Origin of the sequence: Lachnospira hominis (ex Liu et al. 2021) (assembly GCF_014287955.1) — a bacterium.
Classification (GTDB): Bacteria; Bacillota; Clostridia; order Lachnospirales; family Lachnospiraceae; genus Lachnospira; species Lachnospira hominis.
Genome location: NZ_JACOPD010000006.1, coordinates 48,430 through 68,591 on the forward strand (window position 1 = coordinate 48,430; position 20,162 = coordinate 68,591).

Here is a 20,162-nt window from a genome sequence, read left to right on the forward strand (position 1 = left end):
CGTAATTTAAAGTTTAGTAATATACTACCAGATTTGACAAATTATGCATGTATACAGTCCTATAATATGTCCTGTCAGGAGGTGATAAAAAGGAAAGTAATTTATCTTGATGAATTTTTCGTAATCAATTTTATTATGGATTTTATAGTGCTTTGTATAACAAAAAAAATCTGTAAATTTGCTGCTACATATTTACAGATATTATTATCTGCCACTTTTGGGGCATTATGGTCTGTAATTGTGTTGATTGTACCGGAAAATATCAAAGGAGCGGTTAATATATGTACATATATTTTAATCAGTGCATTAATGATTAGAATATGTGCCGGAAAATGTAATTTTAAAGAATTAATAAGAGGTACTGCAATTCTTTTTGGAGTGACATTCTGCATGGCAGGAAGTATATACATGATTTATTACTATACATATGCTGGTTACTGGATTCGCATGAATCTTCTTAGTGACACAGAGCTGCTTATGTTTACAGCGTTATCGGTTGTAATTGTGGGGATGATTATAAAACAGATAATGGTGCGTATTGTATATGGTGAAAGTGAATGTCTTGTTAAAATAATATTTAATGACAAATGTTTTGATTTAAAGGGATATATAGATACGGGAAATGTACTAAAAGACCCATATTTCAAAAAGAGTGTATCAATAGTGGATTTGGAGTCGCTGAATTTTGGTGGTGACAGTATCAGACAGTTAATTCTAGATGATATAGAGCTTAATACAAAAGTGAAATACCATATGATTCCCTACAATTCGCTGGGATGTGAGAGCGGAATGTTAGAGGTTATTACAGTGGACAGCATGTACATATACACAAAGAAAAAAGTCTATGCACAAAAAAATGCATTGATTGGGCTTAGCACAGTAAAATTATCATCGGATAATGAATTTGATGTACTTGTAAATATAGGAGCTGTGCAGGCAGAAAATTGTATAAAGAAATTAAAATTTGGAGGTTGTTATGGTTTTAAAAGTTGCGGTAGAAGATAGATTTCAATTTAAGGTTGTGCCAAATTTCAGAAATTTTTGTCTGTTAAAACAGTCGGATGTGCATTATATAGGTGGTACGGATGTCCTGCCGGCACCTCTGGCAGCAGATGAGGAGGCGGATGCAATTTCAAAACTTGGCACTCAGGACGAAAAAGGTGCAAAGTCACAGCTGATTGAGCATAATCTGAGACTTGTTGTATACATAGCAAAAAAATTTGACAATACGGGAGTGGGAGTAGAGGATTTAATTTCAATAGGTACGATTGGTCTTATAAAGGCGATTAATTCATATAATCCGGAAAAAAATATTAAGCTTGCAACATATGCTTCAAGATGTATAGAAAATGAAATATTGATGTATCTTAGAAGAAATAATAAAACAAAGGCAGAAGTTTCAATTGATGAACCTCTCAATGTTGACTGGGATGGGAATGAACTTTTACTGTCGGATATTCTTGGAACAGATGAAGATATTATATATAAAGATTTGGAAGATGAGGCTGAGAGAAAAATTCTTAGTAAAGCGATAGAAAAACTTTCAGACAGGGAACGCATGATAGTAGATTTAAGATATGGATTAAGTGCTTCGGACGGAATGGAAAAGACCCAGAAAGAGGTGGCAGATATGCTTGGCATATCTCAGTCATATATTTCAAGGCTTGAAAAAAAGATTATAAAGCGTCTGAAAAAAGAAATGATAAAAAATTCGTGAAAATAAAAAGAAAATGCATGACCGTTATCAGGGTTGTGCATTTTTTCTGTTCATTTTTCTTGTAAAAAAGCTTGACAATTCGGCGTTACTTAGAGAAAATAAAAAGTGTATGCGTAAATGACGCAGGAATGGATGTAAAATGGGTAAAAAGACGCTTAACAGAAATAAGAAAGAGAATCCACCCAAAAGATGGGACAAGATTATCGGTGCAGTTACATTACTGACAATCGTGATATTTGGATTTATTATATATAATGATTATAACGGAAGTTCATCAAAGACTGCAAGTGTAAATGCTGAAAAAAATACAGTTAAACAGACAGAGTCTGAAAAGGTAACAAAAGCTGAGACTGATACAAAAAAGAATTCCAACAGGACGCAGGTTCAGGGAAATCCGACAGTCTGTATTGATGCAGCTCATGGCGGAAGCAGTACGGGAGGAGCGTCCGGTAATTATACAGAAAAGGCAATAACATTGTCAGTAGCATTAAAAGTGAAGGAATATCTTGAGGAGAGCGGAGTTAATGTTGTTATGACAAGAACTTCTGATAAAGATGTTACTAATGAACAGCGTGTAAAAACATGTAACGATTCCAAAGCATCTGCGATGGTTTCAATCCACATGAATTCAGCTGATAAGACAGTTACTGCAAAAGGGGCAGAGTGCTGGGTTCATACTAAAAAACCGGCAGATTCGCAAAAACTTGCAGAGGATGTATTAAAACAGTTAAAGTCAGAGGCAGGATTTAATGACAGAGGTGTCAAGTACGGAACTGTTGCTGACAATCAGGAAAATTATTATATTAATTCACATAGCTCATGTGCAAGCATGGTACTTCAGCTTGGTTTTATAACTGACAGCACAGATGTAAAGCTTGTGACAGATAAGCTTGATACTACGGCAACGGCAATAGCAGACGGCATAGTGGAATATCTTAACGGAAAAGCACACTAGCATGTAAGAATGGAGGATAACTTTGAATCAGGAAAATATCAGAAATTTTTGTATAATAGCACATATTGATCATGGCAAATCAACACTTGCTGACAGAATAATTGAAAAGACAGGTCTCCTTACAAGCAGGGAAATGCAGGAACAGGTGCTTGATAATATGGATCTTGAAAGAGAAAGAGGAATTACAATCAAGGCCCAGACTGTAAGAACTGTATATAAAGCAGAGGATGGACAGGAGTATATTTTTAATCTTATTGATACTCCGGGCCATGTTGATTTTAATTATGAAGTTTCAAGAGCACTTGCAGCGTGTGACGGTGCTATACTCGTTGTAGATGCCGCACAGGGAATAGAAGCACAGACACTTGCAAATGTATATCTTGCACTTGACCATGACCTTGATGTATTTCCTGTTATTAATAAAATTGACCTTCCGAGTGCAGAACCACAGCGTGTAATTGATGAAATTGAGGATGTTATAGGAATTGAAGCACAGGATGCACCACAGATTTCAGCAAAGAATGGTATCAACATTGAAGCCGTTCTTGAACAGATTGTAAAGAAAATTCCGGCACCAAAAGGTGATGCGAAAGCTCCGCTTGCAGCACTTATATTTGACTCGATTTATGATGCTTACAAAGGCGTTATTGTATTCTGCCGTATAAAAGAGGGTACTGTTAAAAAAGGTACAAAGATAAGAATGATGGCAACAGGTGCTGTAGAGGAAGTCGTTGAAGTTGGATATTTCGGTGCAGGACAGTTTATACCTTGTGATGAACTTTCGGCCGGAATGGTTGGATATATAACAGCAAGCATTAAAAATGTATCTGATACACGCGTTGGTGATACTATAACAGATGATGAAAGACCATGCAGCGAACCACTTCCAGGTTACAAGAAAGTTAATCCTATGGTTTATTGTGGACTTTATCCGGCTGATGGTGCAAAGTATCAGGACTTGAGAGATGCACTTGAAAAATTACAGTTAAATGATGCGTCGCTTCAGTTTGAACCTGAGACATCAATAGCTCTTGGATTCGGTTTCAGATGTGGGTTCTTAGGACTTCTTCATCTTGAAATTATTCAGGAGAGACTTGAAAGAGAATACAATCTTGACCTTGTAACAACGGCACCGGGCGTTATTTACAAAGTTCATAAGACTAATGGTGAAGTTATTGACCTTACAAATCCGTCAAACATGCCTGACCCGTCAGAGATTGACTATATGGAAGAACCTATGGTAAGTGCAGAGATTATGGTTACTACTGAATTTGTCGGTTCTATCATGAAACTTTGTCAGGAAAGGCGAGGCGTGTATAACGGAATGGAATATATTGAACAGACAAGAGCGTTGTTAAAATATGACCTTCCGCTTAATGAGATAATTTATGATTTCTTTGATGCTTTAAAATCACGTTCGAGAGGATATGCTTCATTTGATTATGAGATGAAAGGTTATGAAAAATCTAATCTTTGCAAACTTGATATTCTTATTAACAAAGAAGAAGTCGATGCACTTTCATTTATTGTATTTGCGGGAAGTGCCGAGGAACGTGGCCGTAAGATGTGTGAAAAACTCAAAGGAGAGATTCCCAGACAGCAGTTTGAGATTCCTATTCAGGCAGCAATCGGAAGCAGGGTAATTGCCAGAGAGACAGTAAAGGCATTAAGAAAAGATGTTCTTGCAAAATGTTATGGCGGTGATATTTCGCGTAAAAAGAAACTTCTTGAAAAACAGAAGGAAGGAAAGAAGCGTATGCGTCAGATAGGAAATGTTGAGATTCCTCAGAAGGCGTTCATGAGCGTATTAAAATTAGATGAAGAATAGGCAGAGACTGGGGATATATATACATATCCCCTTTTGTGTTAAAAAATGTGCATATTGTGATTTTTTATCATTCCCGGCGACAAAAGAAGTGCAGGAAAAGTATATGTCATCACTTGAATCTGATATAAAATATTGCGTTTCAAAGTATGGTGCAAGGCTTGATGATTATATTGTAGATACAGTATTTTTTGGAGGCGGAACACCGTCTTATGTAAGTCCACAGCTTATTGCGGGGATACTTAAAACATTAAAAAGTGAATTTGTATTTGACGAAAATCCTGAAATTTCAATAGAGTGTAATCCGGGGACTATAGATGACGAAAAAATGCGTGTTTATGCAGAAAGCGGATTTAACAGATGCAGTATCGGACTGCAGTCGGTTCAGGATGACCTATTAAAACAGATAGGAAGAATTCATACATTTAAAGAATTTGAAGAGGGATTTTCTGCGGCAAGAAATGCAGGCTTTAAAAATATTAACATTGATGTAATGTCGGCACTTCCGGGACAGAGCGTTACGGATTATGTGAACGGCCTTAAAAAAATTATTGAATATAAACCTGAGCATATATCGGCATACAGCCTTATTGTTGAGGAGGGAACGCCGGTTTATGAGCATCCCGAAAAGTTCCTGCCGCTTCCGTCGGAGGACGATGAACGGGAAATGTACTATGAAACTGACAGAATTCTTAAAAAAGCCGGATTTGACAGATATGAGATATCGAATTATTCAAAAAAAGGATTTGAATGCAGGCACAATGTCGGATACTGGGAAAGAAAAGATTATCTTGGATTCGGGCTTGGTGCATCATCGCTTTTTGAAAATGTCCGCATGAAAAATATTTCAGATATGAATAAATATATCGGAAATGCGGGAAAGTCGGATTTGTATGAGGACACGGAAATTCTTACAGTAAATGACTGTATGGAAGAGTTTATGTTTCTGGGGCTGCGTATGATGAAAGGTGTGAGCAGCCGGAGATTTCTTAAATTGTTCAATAAAAATATTAATGATGTATATGCAGAACCTTTGGAAGAAAATATTAAAAATAATCTTCTTTGCAAGTACAGGGATGACAGCGGTGAATCATGGTATTGTCTTACACCGTATGGAATTGACATAAGTAATACTGTTATGGCTGATTTTATGCTGTAAAACTGTTAATAAACTGCTTCGGTGTAATTCCTGTGAATTGTTTGAATTCACGCTGGAAATGTGCCTGGTCTGAATAAGAACTGTTCTGTATAAATTCAGAATTCTGGCGGAAAGGATTTTTAAAGATTTCATCAAGTGCGTATTGAAAACGCACATATCTGCAATAATCTTTCGGTCCGAATCCGTAATAAGATGTAAATATTCTGTTGATATGGCGGCATGAAAATCCTGTCTGTTCTGCAAGCAGTGAGACTGAAATGTCGCCTTTTGAATGGATTATCATTGAACGCATATTTTCAATTTCAACAGGACAATGTGTAATCTGGAAACTGTTTCTAAGAAAAGAGTTAAAATATTCAACCCGTTTATCATAATTTCCGGTTGTCAGAAGTTTCTGCACGAAATCGTCAGGCTGTGAATCATTATAAGATGGTATATAAAAAGCATTATCATCCATAACAGATATAAAACATCCGCTGATATCTTCAACCGTATCAGCAGGTATTTCGGTTATGTTCCGGCATCTGTCTATGATTGAAAGATTATAGTTGCCTTTTTTATTATATAAAATTATGAAAACAGTATATGATGATGGTATTATTTTTATATATGTATGATTTTCTGGGTTTGTTGAAAAGTTCATGTCATCATAAATTTTCATGTATGAAGGGCAAAGCTGTTCAGGTATTTCACAGCTGCCAAAATCCAACTCGATAAATGGCTGAATAAGCCTGTTTTGCGTGAATGTCATGTGCTCTATAATCCTTTATAATTCCTTGTTAAAAGAGGTATTTACTATGCTTTATTAAATAATAATAAACAAAAAATAAAAAAAGTCAATAAACATGTCCGATTTTTTCAATAAATAAAAAATTACATATGTATAATAAAGTTAAATTAAACGAAGCGATACACAAAGGCGTGTAACCAATCAGATGTGGTTACACGCCTTTTTTCTTTTCGTTTGATAAGCCTCGCGGGAGAACAGGATCCACTCTTTAAAGGCAGAATAAGAATATGAATTTAAGGGAGGAAAAAATTATGGAATTTTCACCGGTTAATACCGCGTGGGTGCTTATAGCGGCTGCGTTAGTATTTTTTATGCAGGCTGGTTTCGCAATATTGGAATCTGGTCTTACAAGAGCAAAAAATGCAGGTAACATTATTATGAAGAACCTTATGGACTTTTGTATAGGAACACCAATCTACTGGTTTGTCGGATTTGGTATTATGTTTGGTACAGGTTCACTGGTTGGCGGAATTGATTTATTTACAAGAGGAGATTATTCAGCAGTAACTCCTGACGGCGTTCCTTTTTACGCATTCTTTATTTTCCAGACAGTATTCTGTGCAACAGCAGCAACTATTGTTTCAGGTGCTATGGCTGAGAGAACAGATTTTAGGGCTTACTGCATTTACAGTGCAATAATTTCACTTATTGTTTATCCTGTATCAGGTCACTGGATATGGGGCGGCGGCTGGTTAGCTGATATGGGCTTCCATGATTTTGCCGGTTCATGTGCAGTACATATGGTAGGCGGATGTGCAGCACTTGTCGGTGCGATTGTTCTCGGACCTCGTATCGGTAAATATGATAAGAACGGAAAGCCAAGAGCTATTCCGGGTCATAACCTTACAATGGCAGCGCTTGGTGTATTTATTCTCTGGTTCTGCTGGTTTGGTTTTAATGGTGGTTCGACAGTTGCAATGGAAGGAACTACAGTTGCAGCAGGTGGTGTAGGAGAGATTACAATGGGTGCTCTTGCAGGTTCGGTTTTCTCAACAACAAACCTTTGTGCAGCAGTTGCTACAATCGTTGCTATGATGTTTACATGGATTAAATATAAGAAACCTGATGTTTCTATGTCACTTAACGGTACACTTGCAGGACTTGTTATGGTAACAGCAAGTACAGACTGTATCGATATGTATGGTGCAGCAATTGAAGGTATCATTGCTGGTATTGCAGTTGTTGTTGGCATTGAATTTATTGATAAAGTATTAAAGGTTGATGACCCGGTAGGTGCTGTAGGTGTTCATGGTGTTAATGGTCTTTTAGGTACATTTTGTGTAGGACTTTTCTCAACAGGCCAGAATGGTGTAGGAAAAGGTCTTTTCTATGGCGGTGGATTCACACAGCTTGGAATTCAGGCACTTGGTATTATCTGCGTTCTTGCATGGGTTGGTGTAATGATGACTATTACATTTACAATCTTAAAGCACACAGTTGGTTTAAGGGTTGAACCTGAAATTGAAATTGCCGGTCTTGACCAGGCTGAGCATGGTCTTGCTAGTGCATATGCAGGTTTTGAAATTTCTACATCTGAGCTTACATCTGACAGCGATTATGATGTAATTGGTTCTGAGAAGATGGAAGATTCAGTTCCGGCAGTAGTTAAATCTCTTGATGTTCCTGACGGAAAGAAGATTACAAAAGTTGAGATACTTATGAAGCAGGAAAGATTCGAGAAGTTAAAGAAAGCAATGAACGAAATCGGTGTAACAGGTATGACAGTTACACAGGTTCTTGGATGTGGTACACAGAAAGGTGCTCCTGAATATTATCGTGGTGTTCCTGTTGAAATGCAGCTTCTCCCTAAGATTCAGGTTGAGATGGTTATATCAAAAGTTCCTACGATGGATGTTATTAATGCAGCCAGACAGGCACTTTATACAGGACATATTGGTGATGGCAAGATATTCGTATATGATGTCGAAGATGTTGTCAAGGTACGTACCGGTGAATCGGGATATGATGCATTACAGGGTGCGGACGATTAATTAGCTGCTATATTGCGTTACTCCGGCAATATAGAATATATAACCCATAATACACAAAGACCGGCTTCAGTTTATCTGTGGCCGGTCTTTGGTTATGTATGATGGGAAATTATGCCTGTAAACACATTATGTTCTTGAACTATTATAAAAATGTGTGATAGAATAAACAAAAAATAAGGAGGTTAAATCCAATATGGCATTAAAACGTATTTCCGACAGTATTTTATATGTTGGAGCAGATGATAGAACAATAGATTTATTTGAAAATCAGTATCCTGTAAGCAATGGTGTTACTTATAACTCATATGTCATTAAAGACAGTAAAATTGCTGTTATGGATACAGTGGATGAAAGAGCGACAGACCAGTGGTTTGATAATCTTGAAGAAGCATTTGAGGGAAAGGCACCGGATTATCTTGTAGTGTCACATCTTGAACCTGATCATTCAGGAAATATTGAGCGATTCTTAAAAAAATACCCGGATACAATTGTCGTTGCGAATGCAAAAACATTTGCAATGCTTCCGCAGTTTATTGACATTGATGTACCGGAAGATAAAAGATTTGTTGCGGCAGAAGGAACAACACTTGCACTTGGAAAGCATGTTCTTACATTTGTGATGGCTCCAATGGTTCACTGGCCTGAAGTTATGGTGGAATATGAAAGTACAGAAAAAGTGCTTTTTTCGGCAGATGGTTTTGGAACATTTGGTGCATTGGGAGACAGGCTTAAAACATCAGAACTTGAAAATATGCCACAGAGCTGGGCAGATGAAGCAAGAAGATATTTTATTAATATCGTTGGAAAGTATGGTCCTTCAGTCCAGGGGCTTTTAAAGAAAGCATCTGCACTTGATATAAGTGTGATAGCACCTCTTCACGGACCTGTGATTGACAAGGATTTTGATTTTTACATTGATAAATATATGAGATGGTCATCATACCAGCCTGAAGAAAAAGGCACTGTGATAGCTTATTCGACACTTCATGGTAATACACGAAAAGCAGCATTAAAACTTGGAGATGATTTGAAAAAATTATCTGATGAACCGGTTGTTGTATACGATTTATCAAGAGATGATTGTGCAAAAGCAGTTGCAGACAGCTTCAGGTTTGATAAACTTGTACTGGCAGGAGTTACTTATGACGGCGGTCTGATGCCTTGCATGGAAGATTTCATTTATCATCTTAAAATGAAAAATTATCAGAACAGAAAGGCAGCCGTAATCGAAAATGGTTCATGGGGACCGGTTGCAGGCAAACTTATGACTGATGCACTTGCATCATTTAAAAATATGAATGTTTGTGAGACAAAAGTAACAATTAAGACAAGATTGAATGCAAAAAATGAGTCTGAATTATCAGATTTGGCAAAATGGCTGCTGAATTAATTTTAAATTTTATATAAATTGCTAATATTTTAACAAGGCATTATTACTGAATTATGTATTTTAATTGATAATTTGGAATAATGCCTTTACTTTTTAGTTAATTGATACTAAAATAATAAATATCGGAGTGGTATGCACTCCACCAAATTCTTTATACGAAGTGAGGTATAAATTTATGGCAAGAAAAATGAAAACCATGGATGGTAATACAGCTGCTGCACACGTATCTTATGCGTTTACAGAAGTAGCTACAATCTATCCTATTACACCTTCTTCACCTATGGCTGATTATACAGATCAGTGGGCCACACAGGGAAGAAAAAACATTTTTGGCAACACAGTTAAACTTGTAGAACTTGAATCAGAGGGCGGTGCTTCAGGTGCTTTCCACGGTTCACTTGCTGCAGGTGCACTTACAACAACTTATACAGCATCACAGGGTCTTCTTCTTATGATTCCTAACATGTATAAGGTTGCCGGCGAGTTATTACCTGGTGTTATTGATGTTTCTGCAAGAGCATTAGCATCACACGCATTATCAATTTTCGGTGATCATCAGGATATTTATGCCTGTCGTCAGACTGGTTTTGCTATGTTATGTAGCAACAGTGTACAGGAAGTTATGGACTTAGGAGCAGTTGCTCATCTTGCTGCAATTGAAGGCCGTGTACCATTCCTTCATTTCTTTGATGGCTTCCGTACATCTCATGAAATTCAGAAAGTTGAAGTATGGGATTATGAAGACTTAAAGGAAATGTGCGATATGGATGCAGTTGCTGCATTTAAGAAGAGAGCACTTAATCCAGAGCATCCTGTTCTTCATGGTTCAGCTCAGAACCCTGATATTTTCTTCCAGGTAAGAGAAGCTTGTAATCCATATTACGATGCAATACCTGATTTGGTTGAAAAGTACATGAACATGGTTAATGCTAAGATTGGCACAGATTATAAGCCATTTAACTATGTTGGTGCTCCAGATGCAGAAAAAGTTATCATTGCTATGGGTTCTGTATGCGAAACTATCGATGAGACAATTGATTATATGCTTGCTAAGGGCGAAAAAGTCGGTGCTATTAAAGTACATCTTTACAGACCATTTTCAGCTAAGCATCTCCTTGCAGTTATGCCTAAGTCAGTTAAGACAATCAGCGTAATTGACAGAACAAAGGAGCCTGGTTCAATCGGTGAGCCACTTTACCTTGATGTGGTTGCTGCATTAAAGGGAACAGAATTCGAGAGCGTTAAAGTCCTTAATGGTCGTTATGGTCTTGGTTCTAAGAATACAACTCCTGCTGATATCTTTGCTATTTTTGCAAATGAGGATAAGGCTGGATTTACAGTTGGTATCGTAGATGATGTTACTAATACATCACTTCCTCGTATAGAGACAGCTAACACAGCTCCTGCCGGAACAACTTCATGTAAGTTCTGGGGTCTTGGTGCTGATGGTACTGTAGGTGCTAACAAGAACTCTATTAAGATTATCGGTGATCATACTCCTATGTATGCTCAGGCATATTTTGATTATGATTCAAAGAAGTCAGGTGGTGTTACAACATCTCACCTTCGTTTTGGTAAGACTCCTATTAAGTCTACATACCTTATTGATAAGGCTGATTTTGTTGCATGTCACTGTCCTGCATACATGAATAAATATGACATGGTTCAGGATGTTAAGGATGGCGGTACATTCCTTCTTAACTGTGAATGGTCTCCGGAAGAAGTCGGAAATCATATTCCTGGACAGGCTAAGAGATATATGGCTGAACATAATGTTAAGTTCTATATCATTGATGGTATTAAGCTTGGTAAGGAAATTGGTCTTGGCGGACGTATCAATACTGTACTTCAGTCAGCATTCTTCAAACTTGCCAATATCATTCCTGAGGATGAAGCTATCCAGTATATGAAAGAGAAAGCTCTTGCTTCATATGCTAAGAAGGGTGATGATGTTGTTCAGATGAACTATCAGGCAATTGAAAGAGGTGCCAATGAAGTTGTTGAAGTACCAGTTCCGGCAGAATGGAAAGACTGCAAGGACGAGGTCCTTGGCGAACAGGCAGTTTCAGGTAAACCTGAAGTTCTTGATTTCGTAAATAACATTCAGAAGCCAATCAATGCCTGCCAGGGTGATAAACTTCCGGTTTCTACATTTAAGAATGTTATTGATGGTACATTTCCACAGGGAACAGCAGCTTATGAAAAGCGTGGTGTTGCAGTAGATGTTCCATGTTGGAATTCAGAAGGATGTCTTCAGTGTAACCAGTGTGCATATGTATGTCCTCATGCAGTAATCAGACCAGTTGTAATGAATGAGGAAGAAAAGAACAATGCACCTGCAGGCATGAAGGTTACACCTATGACTGGTATGCCTGGATACTACTTTACAATGACTGTATCTGTACTTGACTGTACAGGTTGTGGTTCATGTACAAATGTTTGTCCTGGTAATAACAGAAATGATGTATTAAAGATGGCTTCACTTGAAACTCAGATGGATGAGCAGAAGTTCTTTGAATATGGACTTACTGTTTCAGACAAGCCAGAAGTTCTTGAGAAGTTCAAGAAGGGTACAGTTAAGGGTTCACAGTTCGTTCAGCCATTACTTGAGTTCTCAGGTGCTTGTGCAGGATGTGGTGAGACACCTTATGCTAAACTCATTACACAGATTTGTGGTGACAGAATGCTTATTGCCAATGCAACAGGTTGTTCATCAATCTGGGCCGGTTCATCTCCATCAACTCCATATACAGTAAATAAGGCTGGTAAGGGACCTGCTTGGGGCAACTCATTATTTGAAGATAATGCTGAGTTTGGTTTTGGTATGAAACTTGCTCAGGATGCTAACAGAGCAGCATTAAAGAATAAGCTCGATGAAATCCTTGCTTCAACAGATAATGCTGATGTTAAGGCAGCTATCGATGAGTACTATGCTACATATGAAGATGGCGAAGCTAATGCAAAGGCTACAGATAAACTCGTTGCAGCACTTGAAGCTTGTGGATGCGACAAGGCTCAGGAAATTCTTAAAGAAAAAGAATTCCTTTCAAAGAAGTCACAGTGGATATTCGGTGGTGACGGATGGGCTTATGATATCGGTTACGGCGGACTTGATCATGTTCTTGCAGCAAATAAGGATGTCAATGTATTCGTCTTCGATACAGAAGTTTATTCTAACACAGGCGGACAGGCTTCTAAGTCTACTAACCTTGGTGCAATCGCTCAGTTCGCAGCAGCAGGTAAGGATGTTAAGAAGAAAGACCTTGCAGCAATTGCTATGAGCTATGGATACATCTATGTAGCACAGGTTGCTATGGGTGCTGATATGAACCAGTGTGTAAAGGCTATTCAGGAAGCTGAAAGCTACAATGGTCCATCACTTGTAATTGGTTATGCTCCATGTATCAACCATGGTATCCGCAAGGGTATGTCTAAAGCTATGGAAGAAGAGAAACTTGCAGTACAGTCAGGTTACTGGCATCTGTTCAGATTCGATCCTAGAAAAGCACTTGAAGGAAAGAATCCATTTACTCTTGATAGCAAGGCACCTACTAAGGAATATCAGGAATTCATCATGGGTGAGAGCCGTTACATCAACTTGAAGAAGCAGAATCCAGAAAGGGCAGCTAAGCTCTTTGGTGAAGCTGAAGCAAATGCAAAGGCTAAGTATGAAGCACTTGTTAAGAGAGCAGAAGACTAATTTATAAACAATTGAAGAGTTGTTGATTTTTAAGAACCCCATAGGCGTAAGCCAATGGGGTTCTTTTAGAATAGAATAAATTTAATATTCCATTTATAGAATGTAAAGGAACTTATATTTATGCAGGCAACAAAATTGAGTCTGCGTCCGCATGATAATCGGATGCCTGCCACGATAAATAGCTTTATCGTGCAAAGTCAAGGTTTATGGCACCATTGCTTGTCCGGGCATTGATAGTGTTTGAAGTTGATGAATAAGATGAGTAATCGGTTGAATGGTTCTCACCATTTACTTTGACAGAACCGTTGCTCGTTTTTCCGTATATTGAATACTCTGATTCAGGACGGTTTACATCTATGTCAACAGAACCATTTGAAGTTTTTGCTGTGAATGAGTCCTTTATAAGACCGGCAACTTCTATTTTTCCATTGGAGGTTTTTAGATTTGAATCTCCGCTGAAATTTCCATTAAGACTGATAAGACCATTTGAAGTCTTTATCTGAGTCTGTTTTGAAACGGAAAGATTATTTAATTTAATAGCACCGTTACTTGTTTCAATATTTAAAAATTCAGTATTTAATGCACAGTCTGACTTTATGGCACTGTTATCAGTGTTTATTTTAATTGAACTGATAAGTGGGGAACCGGCAGGCACATAAATAGTTATTGAATTATCAAGTGATTTGAATAACAGATTAATGATGCCGACCATTTCCCAGCCTGAATGAGCTGCCTGCGTTACTGAGATTTTACCATTTGATGTATTTATTTCAGGTGTATTTTTATAATAATTGTATGTTGTAACAATGCCCCATTTATCGTTTTCTGAAGGCACAAATTTGATAGCTGCGTTTGAAACATTGATATCTATTGCATTGATATCTGTTATATCATATGCTTCATAAGTATAGGTATCTTTTTGCGGCACAATTCTGATTCCGTGAGATGTCCAGTCGATAAATATGCCACTTTTGGCACCGGCAAGAATCCCGGATATGGCAAGGATGGCACCTATAGCAAACATTATGCCTGCTGTTATACATGCGATTTTTGTGAATTTTTTCATTGGATACCTGCCTTTCCGGAATAAGCTTTACGTGTTTTCCTTTTTTCAATAAATTTTTTGATTTTTTTGATTATAAATGAAATAAGATTCTTTGTTCCGAGTATCATCCATATAAGAAGCAAAGAAAATAAAATTCCCACAGCACACAATACAAGTCCGGCTCCGATAAGCATTGTCCCGGTTGGAACATGTGTAAAAAGCGTAGGAAAGCCAGCTGCAAAAACAAGCAGACCTGCAAATATAAGGCATATTCCTACAACTCCTGCAGAAAATATAAGGCTCAAAATAACCATGAAAAGCGAAAAAATAAGTGATAATATAACAATTCCGGCTGTGAACCATATCGGGCATGTAAGCACAGCAATAATTGCTATAATGACAGCTTTTGATGTGTTATTTTCATTGACAGGCTGCTGATAATTAATTCCATAGCTGCTGCATATCTTGGCTGCCAGCTGTTCGGGTGTTCCCAGCTCTGCCATAACAGATGCAAAGTTTTCTTCTCCTGCATCATCAAAATATTCCCTGTAATATTGCATTGTATTCTGTGCTTCGACAGGTGGAAGCTGCGATATACAATATTGCAGTCTGGTAAGATATTCTTCCTTGTTCATCCCAAATCCTCCTTGTTTTGCGAAGCAAAATCCGAGTCCATTGACGAGGAGAGGATTTTAGCCTCCTTGTTTTGCGAAGCAAAATCCGAGTCCATTGACGAGGACATGGCATGCGGGCATGCCTTGATTTTAGCCTCCTTGTTTATAAGAATTCCATCGAGTCTTTCTTTATAGGAAATCCATTCGTTACGCAAAAAAATAAGCTGCGATTTTCCGTAATCAGTCAGCACATAATACCGTCGGTTGCGTCCGTTGAATGGCTGGTCGTAGGTTGAAAGAAGCCCGTCTTTAGTTAGTCTTCTAAGAACCGGGTACAGCGTGGATTCTGAAATATCGACAACAGATTTTACTTTCTGCGTGAGTGCATATCCGTACAGTGGTTCTTCTTCCAAAGCTGATAAAACACAGGCATCAAGTAGTGCAGAACCAATCTGAAATACCATAGATATCAAAACTCCTTTCATATAAAAATTTCAACAATATTATATGTTGTATAGTATTGTTGGAATTATATTATAATATATGGTTTAATATGTCAATATTCTTTTTACAACACAGTTGAAGAAATCGTATTTGTACTGTAAAATTAATTTATTGTGATAATATTTTTGAAATCATTAAATATAAAGTAAAAATTTGTGATTAAAGAACAGGAGACTATATGTCAGTAATAAAGTCGTTAATATTAGCATTTTCAATGTATTCGAGAATTCCGGTGCCACATGTGTGGCTTGAAGAAAAGGATATGAAATATACGTTTGGGTTTTTCCCGCTTGTCGGAGTGGTTATTGGTGCACTTTTTTCAGGGTGGCTTATTTTTGCAAGAAAGTTTTGCATTGGAACGATTACATCGATGTGTGTTTCTGGTGTTTTTTTGCTGCTTATAACTGGTGGAATTCATATTGATGGATATATGGATACGATGGATGCTGTCCATTCATATGGAGACCGTGAGAAAAAATTAGAGATTCTTAAAGATTCACATATTGGAGCATTTGCTGTTATTATGCTTGTTACATATGTACTTGCAGCAGCGGGTGCATTTTCATATATTTTTGAAAATAAAAATACGGATATATTTATTATTATGGGGTGTGTTTTTTATCTTTCAAGAATATCAAGTGCATTTGCAGCAGTTAATTTTAAAAGTGCAAGAAATGGCGGAATGCTTAACAGTGTTGTGCGGTCTGTGTCCGGAAATGTTGTGAATATAATGATACTTTTAAATTATATTATATGTATTGCAATTATGACTTATGTTAATGCTTTTGCAGCTGCATTGTGCCTTATTGTGCAGGCTGCAGTGCTTGTTTATTACAGGATATGGTCATATAAAATATTTGGCGGTGTGACAGGAGACCTTGCGGGCTGGTTTTTGTGCATGAGTGAATTGTGCTGCATGATAGTGCTTGCATTTGTTTAGAAGGGAGATTTTTGCTTATGAAATTGTATGTAGGCGGGGCATGGCAAGGAAAATGTGACTATGTTTCGGGTAAATTTCAAAATAAACCGACAATTGTGCAGGGAGACAGATGTACAAAGGAAGATATGAAAAGTGCAGACATAATTAATCATTTTCATGAGTATGTTTACAGATGCGTTCAGAATGGCGATGGCATGGACGATTTTGCGGAATGGATATATGAAGTTAATCCATCAGTCTGCATTATATGTGATGAAGTTGGGAGTGGAATTGTCCCGATTGATAAAAATATGCGTGATTACAGGGAACTTGTAGGAAGAGTATTATGCAGGCTTGCACAAAAATCTGATGAAATGGAGAGGATTACCTGCGGTGTAGGGATGAGAATAAAATGAAAATAGTATTAATCAGACACGGAATGACCGAGGGAAATGTCAGCAGAAGATATATTGGAATCACAGATGAGAATCTTTGCCCCAAAGGGCAGCAAATATTAAATGAAAATATAAAAAGTAGAAAGTATCCAATGGCAGACATTGTGTTTTCAAGTACGATGAAAAGATGTGTCCAGACGGCAAAAATCATTTATCCGGAAAAGGATATTTTAAAAGAAGAACTTCTAAAAGAATGTGATTTTGGAATTTTTGAGGGGAAAAATTATATGGAGCTGTCGGACGAGCCTTTGTATCAGCAATGGATTGACAGTGGAGGAAGCAATACATTTCCGGGTGGTGAGAATCCTTATGGTTTCAGGAAGCGGAGTGTTGAAGGTTTTTATAAATGTATGGATTTTGTATACAGGATGAATTGCGAAGATAAGAAAATTGAAACTGTTGCGTTTGTTGTGCATGGGGGGACAATAATGTCAGTTATGAGCAATGCCTTTGGCGGAGATTATTATGATTATTCCTGCAGAAATGGCAGTGGATATATATTGGAGTGTAAGTTTGATGAAAATAATTTATTACATTATTCCGGTTATTGCGGGCTGGATTCTTGACCTGATTATAGGAGATCCGCACTGTATTTATCATCCGGTAAGGCTGATAGGATGGCTTATCGGAAAACTTGATAAAATGCTTTATAAGGACACAGACAGCAACCGGAAAAAATATTATAAAGGTATGCTTCTCTGGGTACTTGTGATGCTGGCAACAGGTGGAGTGACAGCGGCTGGTCTTTATATTTTTTATCGTATAAATGTGACAGCAGGGCTTATTGCTGAGTCGGTTATGTGTTATCAGCTTATTGCAGCAAAATCATTAAAAGATGAAAGCATGAAAGTGTATTACAGACTAAAAGAAAATAATATTGAAAAAGCCAGATATGCAGTATCGATGATTGTAGGAAGAGATACAGAAAAACTTGATGAGACAGGAATAACAAAGGCTGCGGTTGAGACAGTTGCGGAAAATACATCTGACGGAATTGCAGCACCATTGTTTTACATTGTATTTTTCGGAGCAGCAGGTGGATTTATGTACAAAGCGGTTAATACAATGGATTCAATGATTGGATATAAAAATGACAAATATATGTATTTTGGAAGATTTGCGGCAAAATCAGATGATGTTGTCAATTTTATTCCGGCACGGCTTGCATCATGGATTATGATTGCAGCTACAGGGGTTGTGCAGATATTTTCAAAAGATAAAAAATACAACATGAAAGATGCATTAAGAATTTACAGGCGTGACAAACATAATCATTCAAGCCCGAATTCGGCACATACGGAATCAGTCTGTGCCGGTGCATTGGGAGTAAGGCTTGCCGGTGATAATTATTATTTTGGGAAACTTGTGAAAAAGCCGTATATCGGTGATGACAGCCGTCCGGTAGAGATTGAAGATATAAAAAGAGCAAATATTCTTTTATATGTCACAACATTTTTATGTATTATCATGGTTGTAGCTGTAAGAATTATTATATTTTTGGGAAGGATGTGTGTCTGATGGCAAAAAATCTTATGATACAGGGGACAATGTCCAATGCGGGGAAAAGCATTGTGACAGCCGGGATTTTAAGAGTCCTTAAACAGGATGGCTACAGAGTGGCTCCGTTTAAATCACAGAATATGGCACTCAATTCATATATAACAAAAGATGGGTTTGAGATGGGACGTGCACAGGTTATGCAGGCAGAAGCAGCCGGAACAGAGCCAGATGTCAGCATGAATCCGATTCTTTTAAAACCTACAAGCGATGTAGGCTCGCAGGTGATTGTAAATGGAATTCCGTTAAAAAATATGCCGGCTTCAGAGTATTTTAAGTATAAGACAAAACTTATTCCTGATATTATGAATGCATATGAGAAACTTGATAAAGCTTATGATGTAGTTGTAATCGAAGGTGCGGGCAGCCCTGCCGAGATAAATCTGAAAAAAAACGACATTGTTAATATGGGCATGGCAAAACTTGTTGATGCACCGGTGCTGCTTGTTGGTGATATAGACCGTGGCGGTGTGTTTGCACAGCTTGTTGGAACGATTATGCTTCTTGAAGAAGAAGAGAAAAGGCGTATTAAAGGTCTTGTTATTAATAAGTTCAGAGGTGACAAAAAGATATTGGAACCGGGACTTGTACAGCTTACAGATATATGCAGAATTCCAGTTGCGGGAGTAATTCCATATATGTATCTTGATATAGATGATGAGGACAGTCTTTCAGAGAGGCTTGATAATGGTGAAAGCTATGATAGCACAGAGGAAGTGCTTGTTGATATTGCGGTTATAAAACTTCCGCATATATCTAATTTTACAGATTTTAACGCACTTGAATCATCGAATGGTGTGCATGTCAGGTATGTAAATGACGTGTCACGTTTTGGAAACCCGGATTTCGTTATTATTCCCGGGACTAAAAATACAATAGGTGATATGAAGTGGTTAAGACAGAGTGGGCTGGAAAACTGCATTTTAAAAGCGGCATCGACAGATATACCGGTTATGGGTGTATGCGGCGGTTTTCAGATGCTTGGAATGTATATAAGTGATGAAGATGGTACTGAGGCAGGCGGAAATATAAGAGGAATCGGACTTCTTCCCGTTGTTACAGAATTTTCATCAAAGAAACACCAGACCAGAACACAGGCGGTTATATGTGCGTCAGAACACGGGATGATGTGGGATGCTGCAGGTATATGGGAAAATCTAAATGGAATTAAAGTATCAGGATATGAAATTCATATGGGTGAGAGCACGATTCTTGATTCGTCAGAGGATGACGGATTTTATGGAATTGTGAGTACTGGCCGGCCATTTTCTGTTTTATCAGACGGAAAAGAGGATGGCTGTGTGAATGGAAATGTATGTGGTACATATATTCATGGGATTTTTGATAATGAAGAGTTTCTTTTAAAGCTGCTTAAATCAATTTGTGAAAGAAAAGGAATTACATATGAAGCAGATAATGTTATAAGTGTCAAAAAAAGAAAAGAAAAAGAGTATGATAAGCTTGCAGATATGATTCGCACAAATATGGATATTGAAATGGTTTATAAAATAATCGGATTGTAAATGGAGGGAGAAATATAA

At 37.6% G+C, this 20,162-nt stretch carries 16 protein-coding genes and 1 pseudogene; 13 read left to right on the forward strand and 4 right to left on the reverse strand.

Annotated features, from left to right (window positions below; translation table 11 throughout):
- The first annotated feature begins 66 nt into the window (after window positions 1–66).
- The 5 genes from H8S01_RS09215 to hemW all read left to right on the forward strand — a co-directional run bounded on the left by H8S01_RS09215 (window position 67) and on the right by hemW (window position 5,656).
- Window positions 67–1,005, forward strand: a complete 939-nt coding sequence (locus H8S01_RS09215; RefSeq protein WP_021866113.1) for a sigma-E processing peptidase SpoIIGA — start codon at window positions 67–69, stop codon at window positions 1,003–1,005.
- Window positions 977–1,717 (forward strand): RNA polymerase sporulation sigma factor SigE, encoded by a 741-nt coding sequence (gene sigE, locus H8S01_RS09220; protein ID WP_021866112.1) that lies wholly within the window; start codon window positions 977–979, stop codon window positions 1,715–1,717. The genes H8S01_RS09215 and sigE overlap by 29 nt, the downstream gene beginning before the upstream one ends.
- 139 nt (window positions 1,718–1,856) lie before the next feature.
- Window positions 1,857–2,672, forward strand: a complete 816-nt coding sequence (locus tag H8S01_RS09225; RefSeq protein WP_186836997.1) for an N-acetylmuramoyl-L-alanine amidase family protein — start codon at window positions 1,857–1,859, stop codon at window positions 2,670–2,672.
- Window positions 2,673–2,688: 16 nt separating this feature from the next.
- Window positions 2,689–4,500, forward strand: a complete 1,812-nt coding sequence (gene lepA / locus H8S01_RS09230) for a translation elongation factor 4 (RefSeq protein ID WP_186837093.1) — start codon at window positions 2,689–2,691, stop codon at window positions 4,498–4,500.
- Window positions 4,490–5,656, forward strand: coding sequence for a radical SAM family heme chaperone HemW (hemW, locus tag H8S01_RS09235; protein ID WP_186836998.1), 1,167 nt, complete (start codon window positions 4,490–4,492; stop codon window positions 5,654–5,656). The genes lepA and hemW overlap by 11 nt, the downstream gene beginning before the upstream one ends.
- On the opposite strand, the gene H8S01_RS09240 is transcribed toward hemW, so the two are convergent.
- On the reverse strand, window positions 5,646–6,407 hold the full coding sequence (locus H8S01_RS09240) for a helix-turn-helix domain-containing protein (RefSeq protein WP_186836999.1): 762 nt from the start codon (window positions 6,405–6,407) through the stop codon (window positions 5,646–5,648). The two genes, hemW and H8S01_RS09240, sit on opposite strands and share 11 nt — an antisense overlap.
- Before the next feature lie 290 nt (window positions 6,408–6,697).
- Between H8S01_RS09240 and H8S01_RS09245 the strand changes: the two genes are divergently transcribed.
- From H8S01_RS09245 to nifJ, 3 genes are all read left to right on the forward strand, one after another.
- A complete protein-coding gene (locus H8S01_RS09245; protein ID WP_186837000.1) occupies window positions 6,698–8,437 on the forward strand; it encodes an ammonium transporter in 1,740 nt (579 codons plus the stop codon).
- A gap of 193 nt (window positions 8,438–8,630) precedes the next feature.
- Complete coding sequence (locus H8S01_RS09250) at window positions 8,631–9,827, forward strand: FprA family A-type flavoprotein (protein WP_021866106.1); 1,197 nt, start codon at window positions 8,631–8,633, stop codon at window positions 9,825–9,827.
- Between the two features lie 175 nt (window positions 9,828–10,002).
- Window positions 10,003–13,527 carry a pyruvate:ferredoxin (flavodoxin) oxidoreductase gene (gene nifJ / locus H8S01_RS09255; RefSeq protein WP_021866105.1) on the forward strand — a complete coding sequence of 1,175 codons (3,525 nt, stop codon included), beginning with the start codon at window positions 10,003–10,005 and terminating at the stop codon, window positions 13,525–13,527.
- Window positions 13,528–13,711: 184 nt separating this feature from the next.
- Here nifJ and H8S01_RS09260 read toward each other — a convergent pair whose 3' ends face one another.
- The 3 genes and pseudogenes from H8S01_RS09260 to H8S01_RS09270 form a co-directional block, all read right to left on the reverse strand.
- Window positions 13,712–14,593 carry a DUF4097 family beta strand repeat-containing protein gene (locus tag H8S01_RS09260; RefSeq protein WP_186837001.1) on the reverse strand — a complete coding sequence of 294 codons (882 nt, stop codon included), beginning with the start codon at window positions 14,591–14,593 and terminating at the stop codon, window positions 13,712–13,714.
- A complete protein-coding gene (locus H8S01_RS09265) occupies window positions 14,590–15,207 on the reverse strand; it encodes a DUF1700 domain-containing protein (protein WP_186837002.1) in 618 nt (205 codons plus the stop codon). The genes H8S01_RS09260 and H8S01_RS09265 overlap by 4 nt, the downstream gene beginning before the upstream one ends.
- A 134-nt stretch (window positions 15,208–15,341) precedes the next feature.
- Window positions 15,342–15,650: pseudogene (locus H8S01_RS09270) on the reverse strand (PadR family transcriptional regulator); the annotation flags it as partial.
- Window positions 15,651–15,868: 218 nt separating this feature from the next.
- Here H8S01_RS09270 and H8S01_RS09275 point away from each other — a divergent pair.
- From H8S01_RS09275 to H8S01_RS09295, 5 genes are read left to right on the forward strand one after another with little or no spacing between them, the layout of a single operon-like run.
- The gene (locus tag H8S01_RS09275; protein ID WP_186837004.1) at window positions 15,869–16,630 is read left to right on the forward strand and encodes an adenosylcobinamide-GDP ribazoletransferase; all 762 of its coding nucleotides are present in this window, start codon (window positions 15,869–15,871) and stop codon (window positions 16,628–16,630) included.
- Between the two features lie 17 nt (window positions 16,631–16,647).
- Window positions 16,648–17,025: a bifunctional adenosylcobinamide kinase/adenosylcobinamide-phosphate guanylyltransferase gene (locus tag H8S01_RS09280; protein ID WP_186837005.1), complete on the forward strand. Its 378-nt coding sequence runs from the start codon at window positions 16,648–16,650 to the stop codon at window positions 17,023–17,025.
- Entirely contained in the window at window positions 17,022–17,630 is a 609-nt protein-coding gene (locus H8S01_RS09285; protein WP_186837006.1) for a histidine phosphatase family protein, read from the forward strand. The genes H8S01_RS09280 and H8S01_RS09285 overlap by 4 nt, the downstream gene beginning before the upstream one ends.
- Window positions 17,587–18,582, forward strand: coding sequence for an adenosylcobinamide-phosphate synthase CbiB (cbiB, locus tag H8S01_RS09290; protein WP_420323505.1), 996 nt, complete (start codon window positions 17,587–17,589; stop codon window positions 18,580–18,582). Before H8S01_RS09285 ends, cbiB begins: the two co-directional genes overlap by 44 nt.
- Window positions 18,582–20,144, forward strand: coding sequence for a cobyric acid synthase (locus tag H8S01_RS09295; protein WP_186837008.1), 1,563 nt, complete (start codon window positions 18,582–18,584; stop codon window positions 20,142–20,144). The genes cbiB and H8S01_RS09295 overlap by 1 nt, the downstream gene beginning before the upstream one ends.
- Window positions 20,145–20,162: the final 18 nt, after the last annotated feature.

Bases quoted from the DNA above. Each gene is read 5' to 3' on its own strand.
- nifJ (WP_021866105.1), top strand. From the start codon at position 10,003: ATGGCAAGAAAAATGAAAACCATGGATGGTAATACAGCTGCTGCACAC.
- H8S01_RS09240 (WP_186836999.1), bottom strand. From the start codon at position 6,407: ATGACATTCACGCAAAACAGGCTTATTCAGCCATTTATCGAGTTGGAT.
- H8S01_RS09250 (WP_021866106.1), top strand. From the start codon at position 8,631: ATGGCATTAAAACGTATTTCCGACAGTATTTTATATGTTGGAGCAGAT.
- H8S01_RS09275 (WP_186837004.1), top strand. From the start codon at position 15,869: ATGTCAGTAATAAAGTCGTTAATATTAGCATTTTCAATGTATTCGAGA.
- H8S01_RS09280 (WP_186837005.1), top strand. From the start codon at position 16,648: ATGAAATTGTATGTAGGCGGGGCATGGCAAGGAAAATGTGACTATGTT.
- H8S01_RS09285 (WP_186837006.1), top strand. From the start codon at position 17,022: ATGAAAATAGTATTAATCAGACACGGAATGACCGAGGGAAATGTCAGC.
- H8S01_RS09225 (WP_186836997.1), top strand. From the start codon at position 1,857: ATGGGTAAAAAGACGCTTAACAGAAATAAGAAAGAGAATCCACCCAAA.
- hemW (WP_186836998.1), top strand. From the start codon at position 4,490: ATGAAGAATAGGCAGAGACTGGGGATATATATACATATCCCCTTTTGT.
- H8S01_RS09245 (WP_186837000.1), top strand. From the start codon at position 6,698: ATGGAATTTTCACCGGTTAATACCGCGTGGGTGCTTATAGCGGCTGCG.
- H8S01_RS09265 (WP_186837002.1), bottom strand. From the start codon at position 15,207: ATGAACAAGGAAGAATATCTTACCAGACTGCAATATTGTATATCGCAG.
- H8S01_RS09295 (WP_186837008.1), top strand. From the start codon at position 18,582: ATGGCAAAAAATCTTATGATACAGGGGACAATGTCCAATGCGGGGAAA.
- H8S01_RS09215 (WP_021866113.1), top strand. From the start codon at position 67: ATGTCCTGTCAGGAGGTGATAAAAAGGAAAGTAATTTATCTTGATGAA.
- H8S01_RS09260 (WP_186837001.1), bottom strand. From the start codon at position 14,593: ATGAAAAAATTCACAAAAATCGCATGTATAACAGCAGGCATAATGTTT.
- sigE (WP_021866112.1), top strand. From the start codon at position 977: ATGGTTTTAAAAGTTGCGGTAGAAGATAGATTTCAATTTAAGGTTGTG.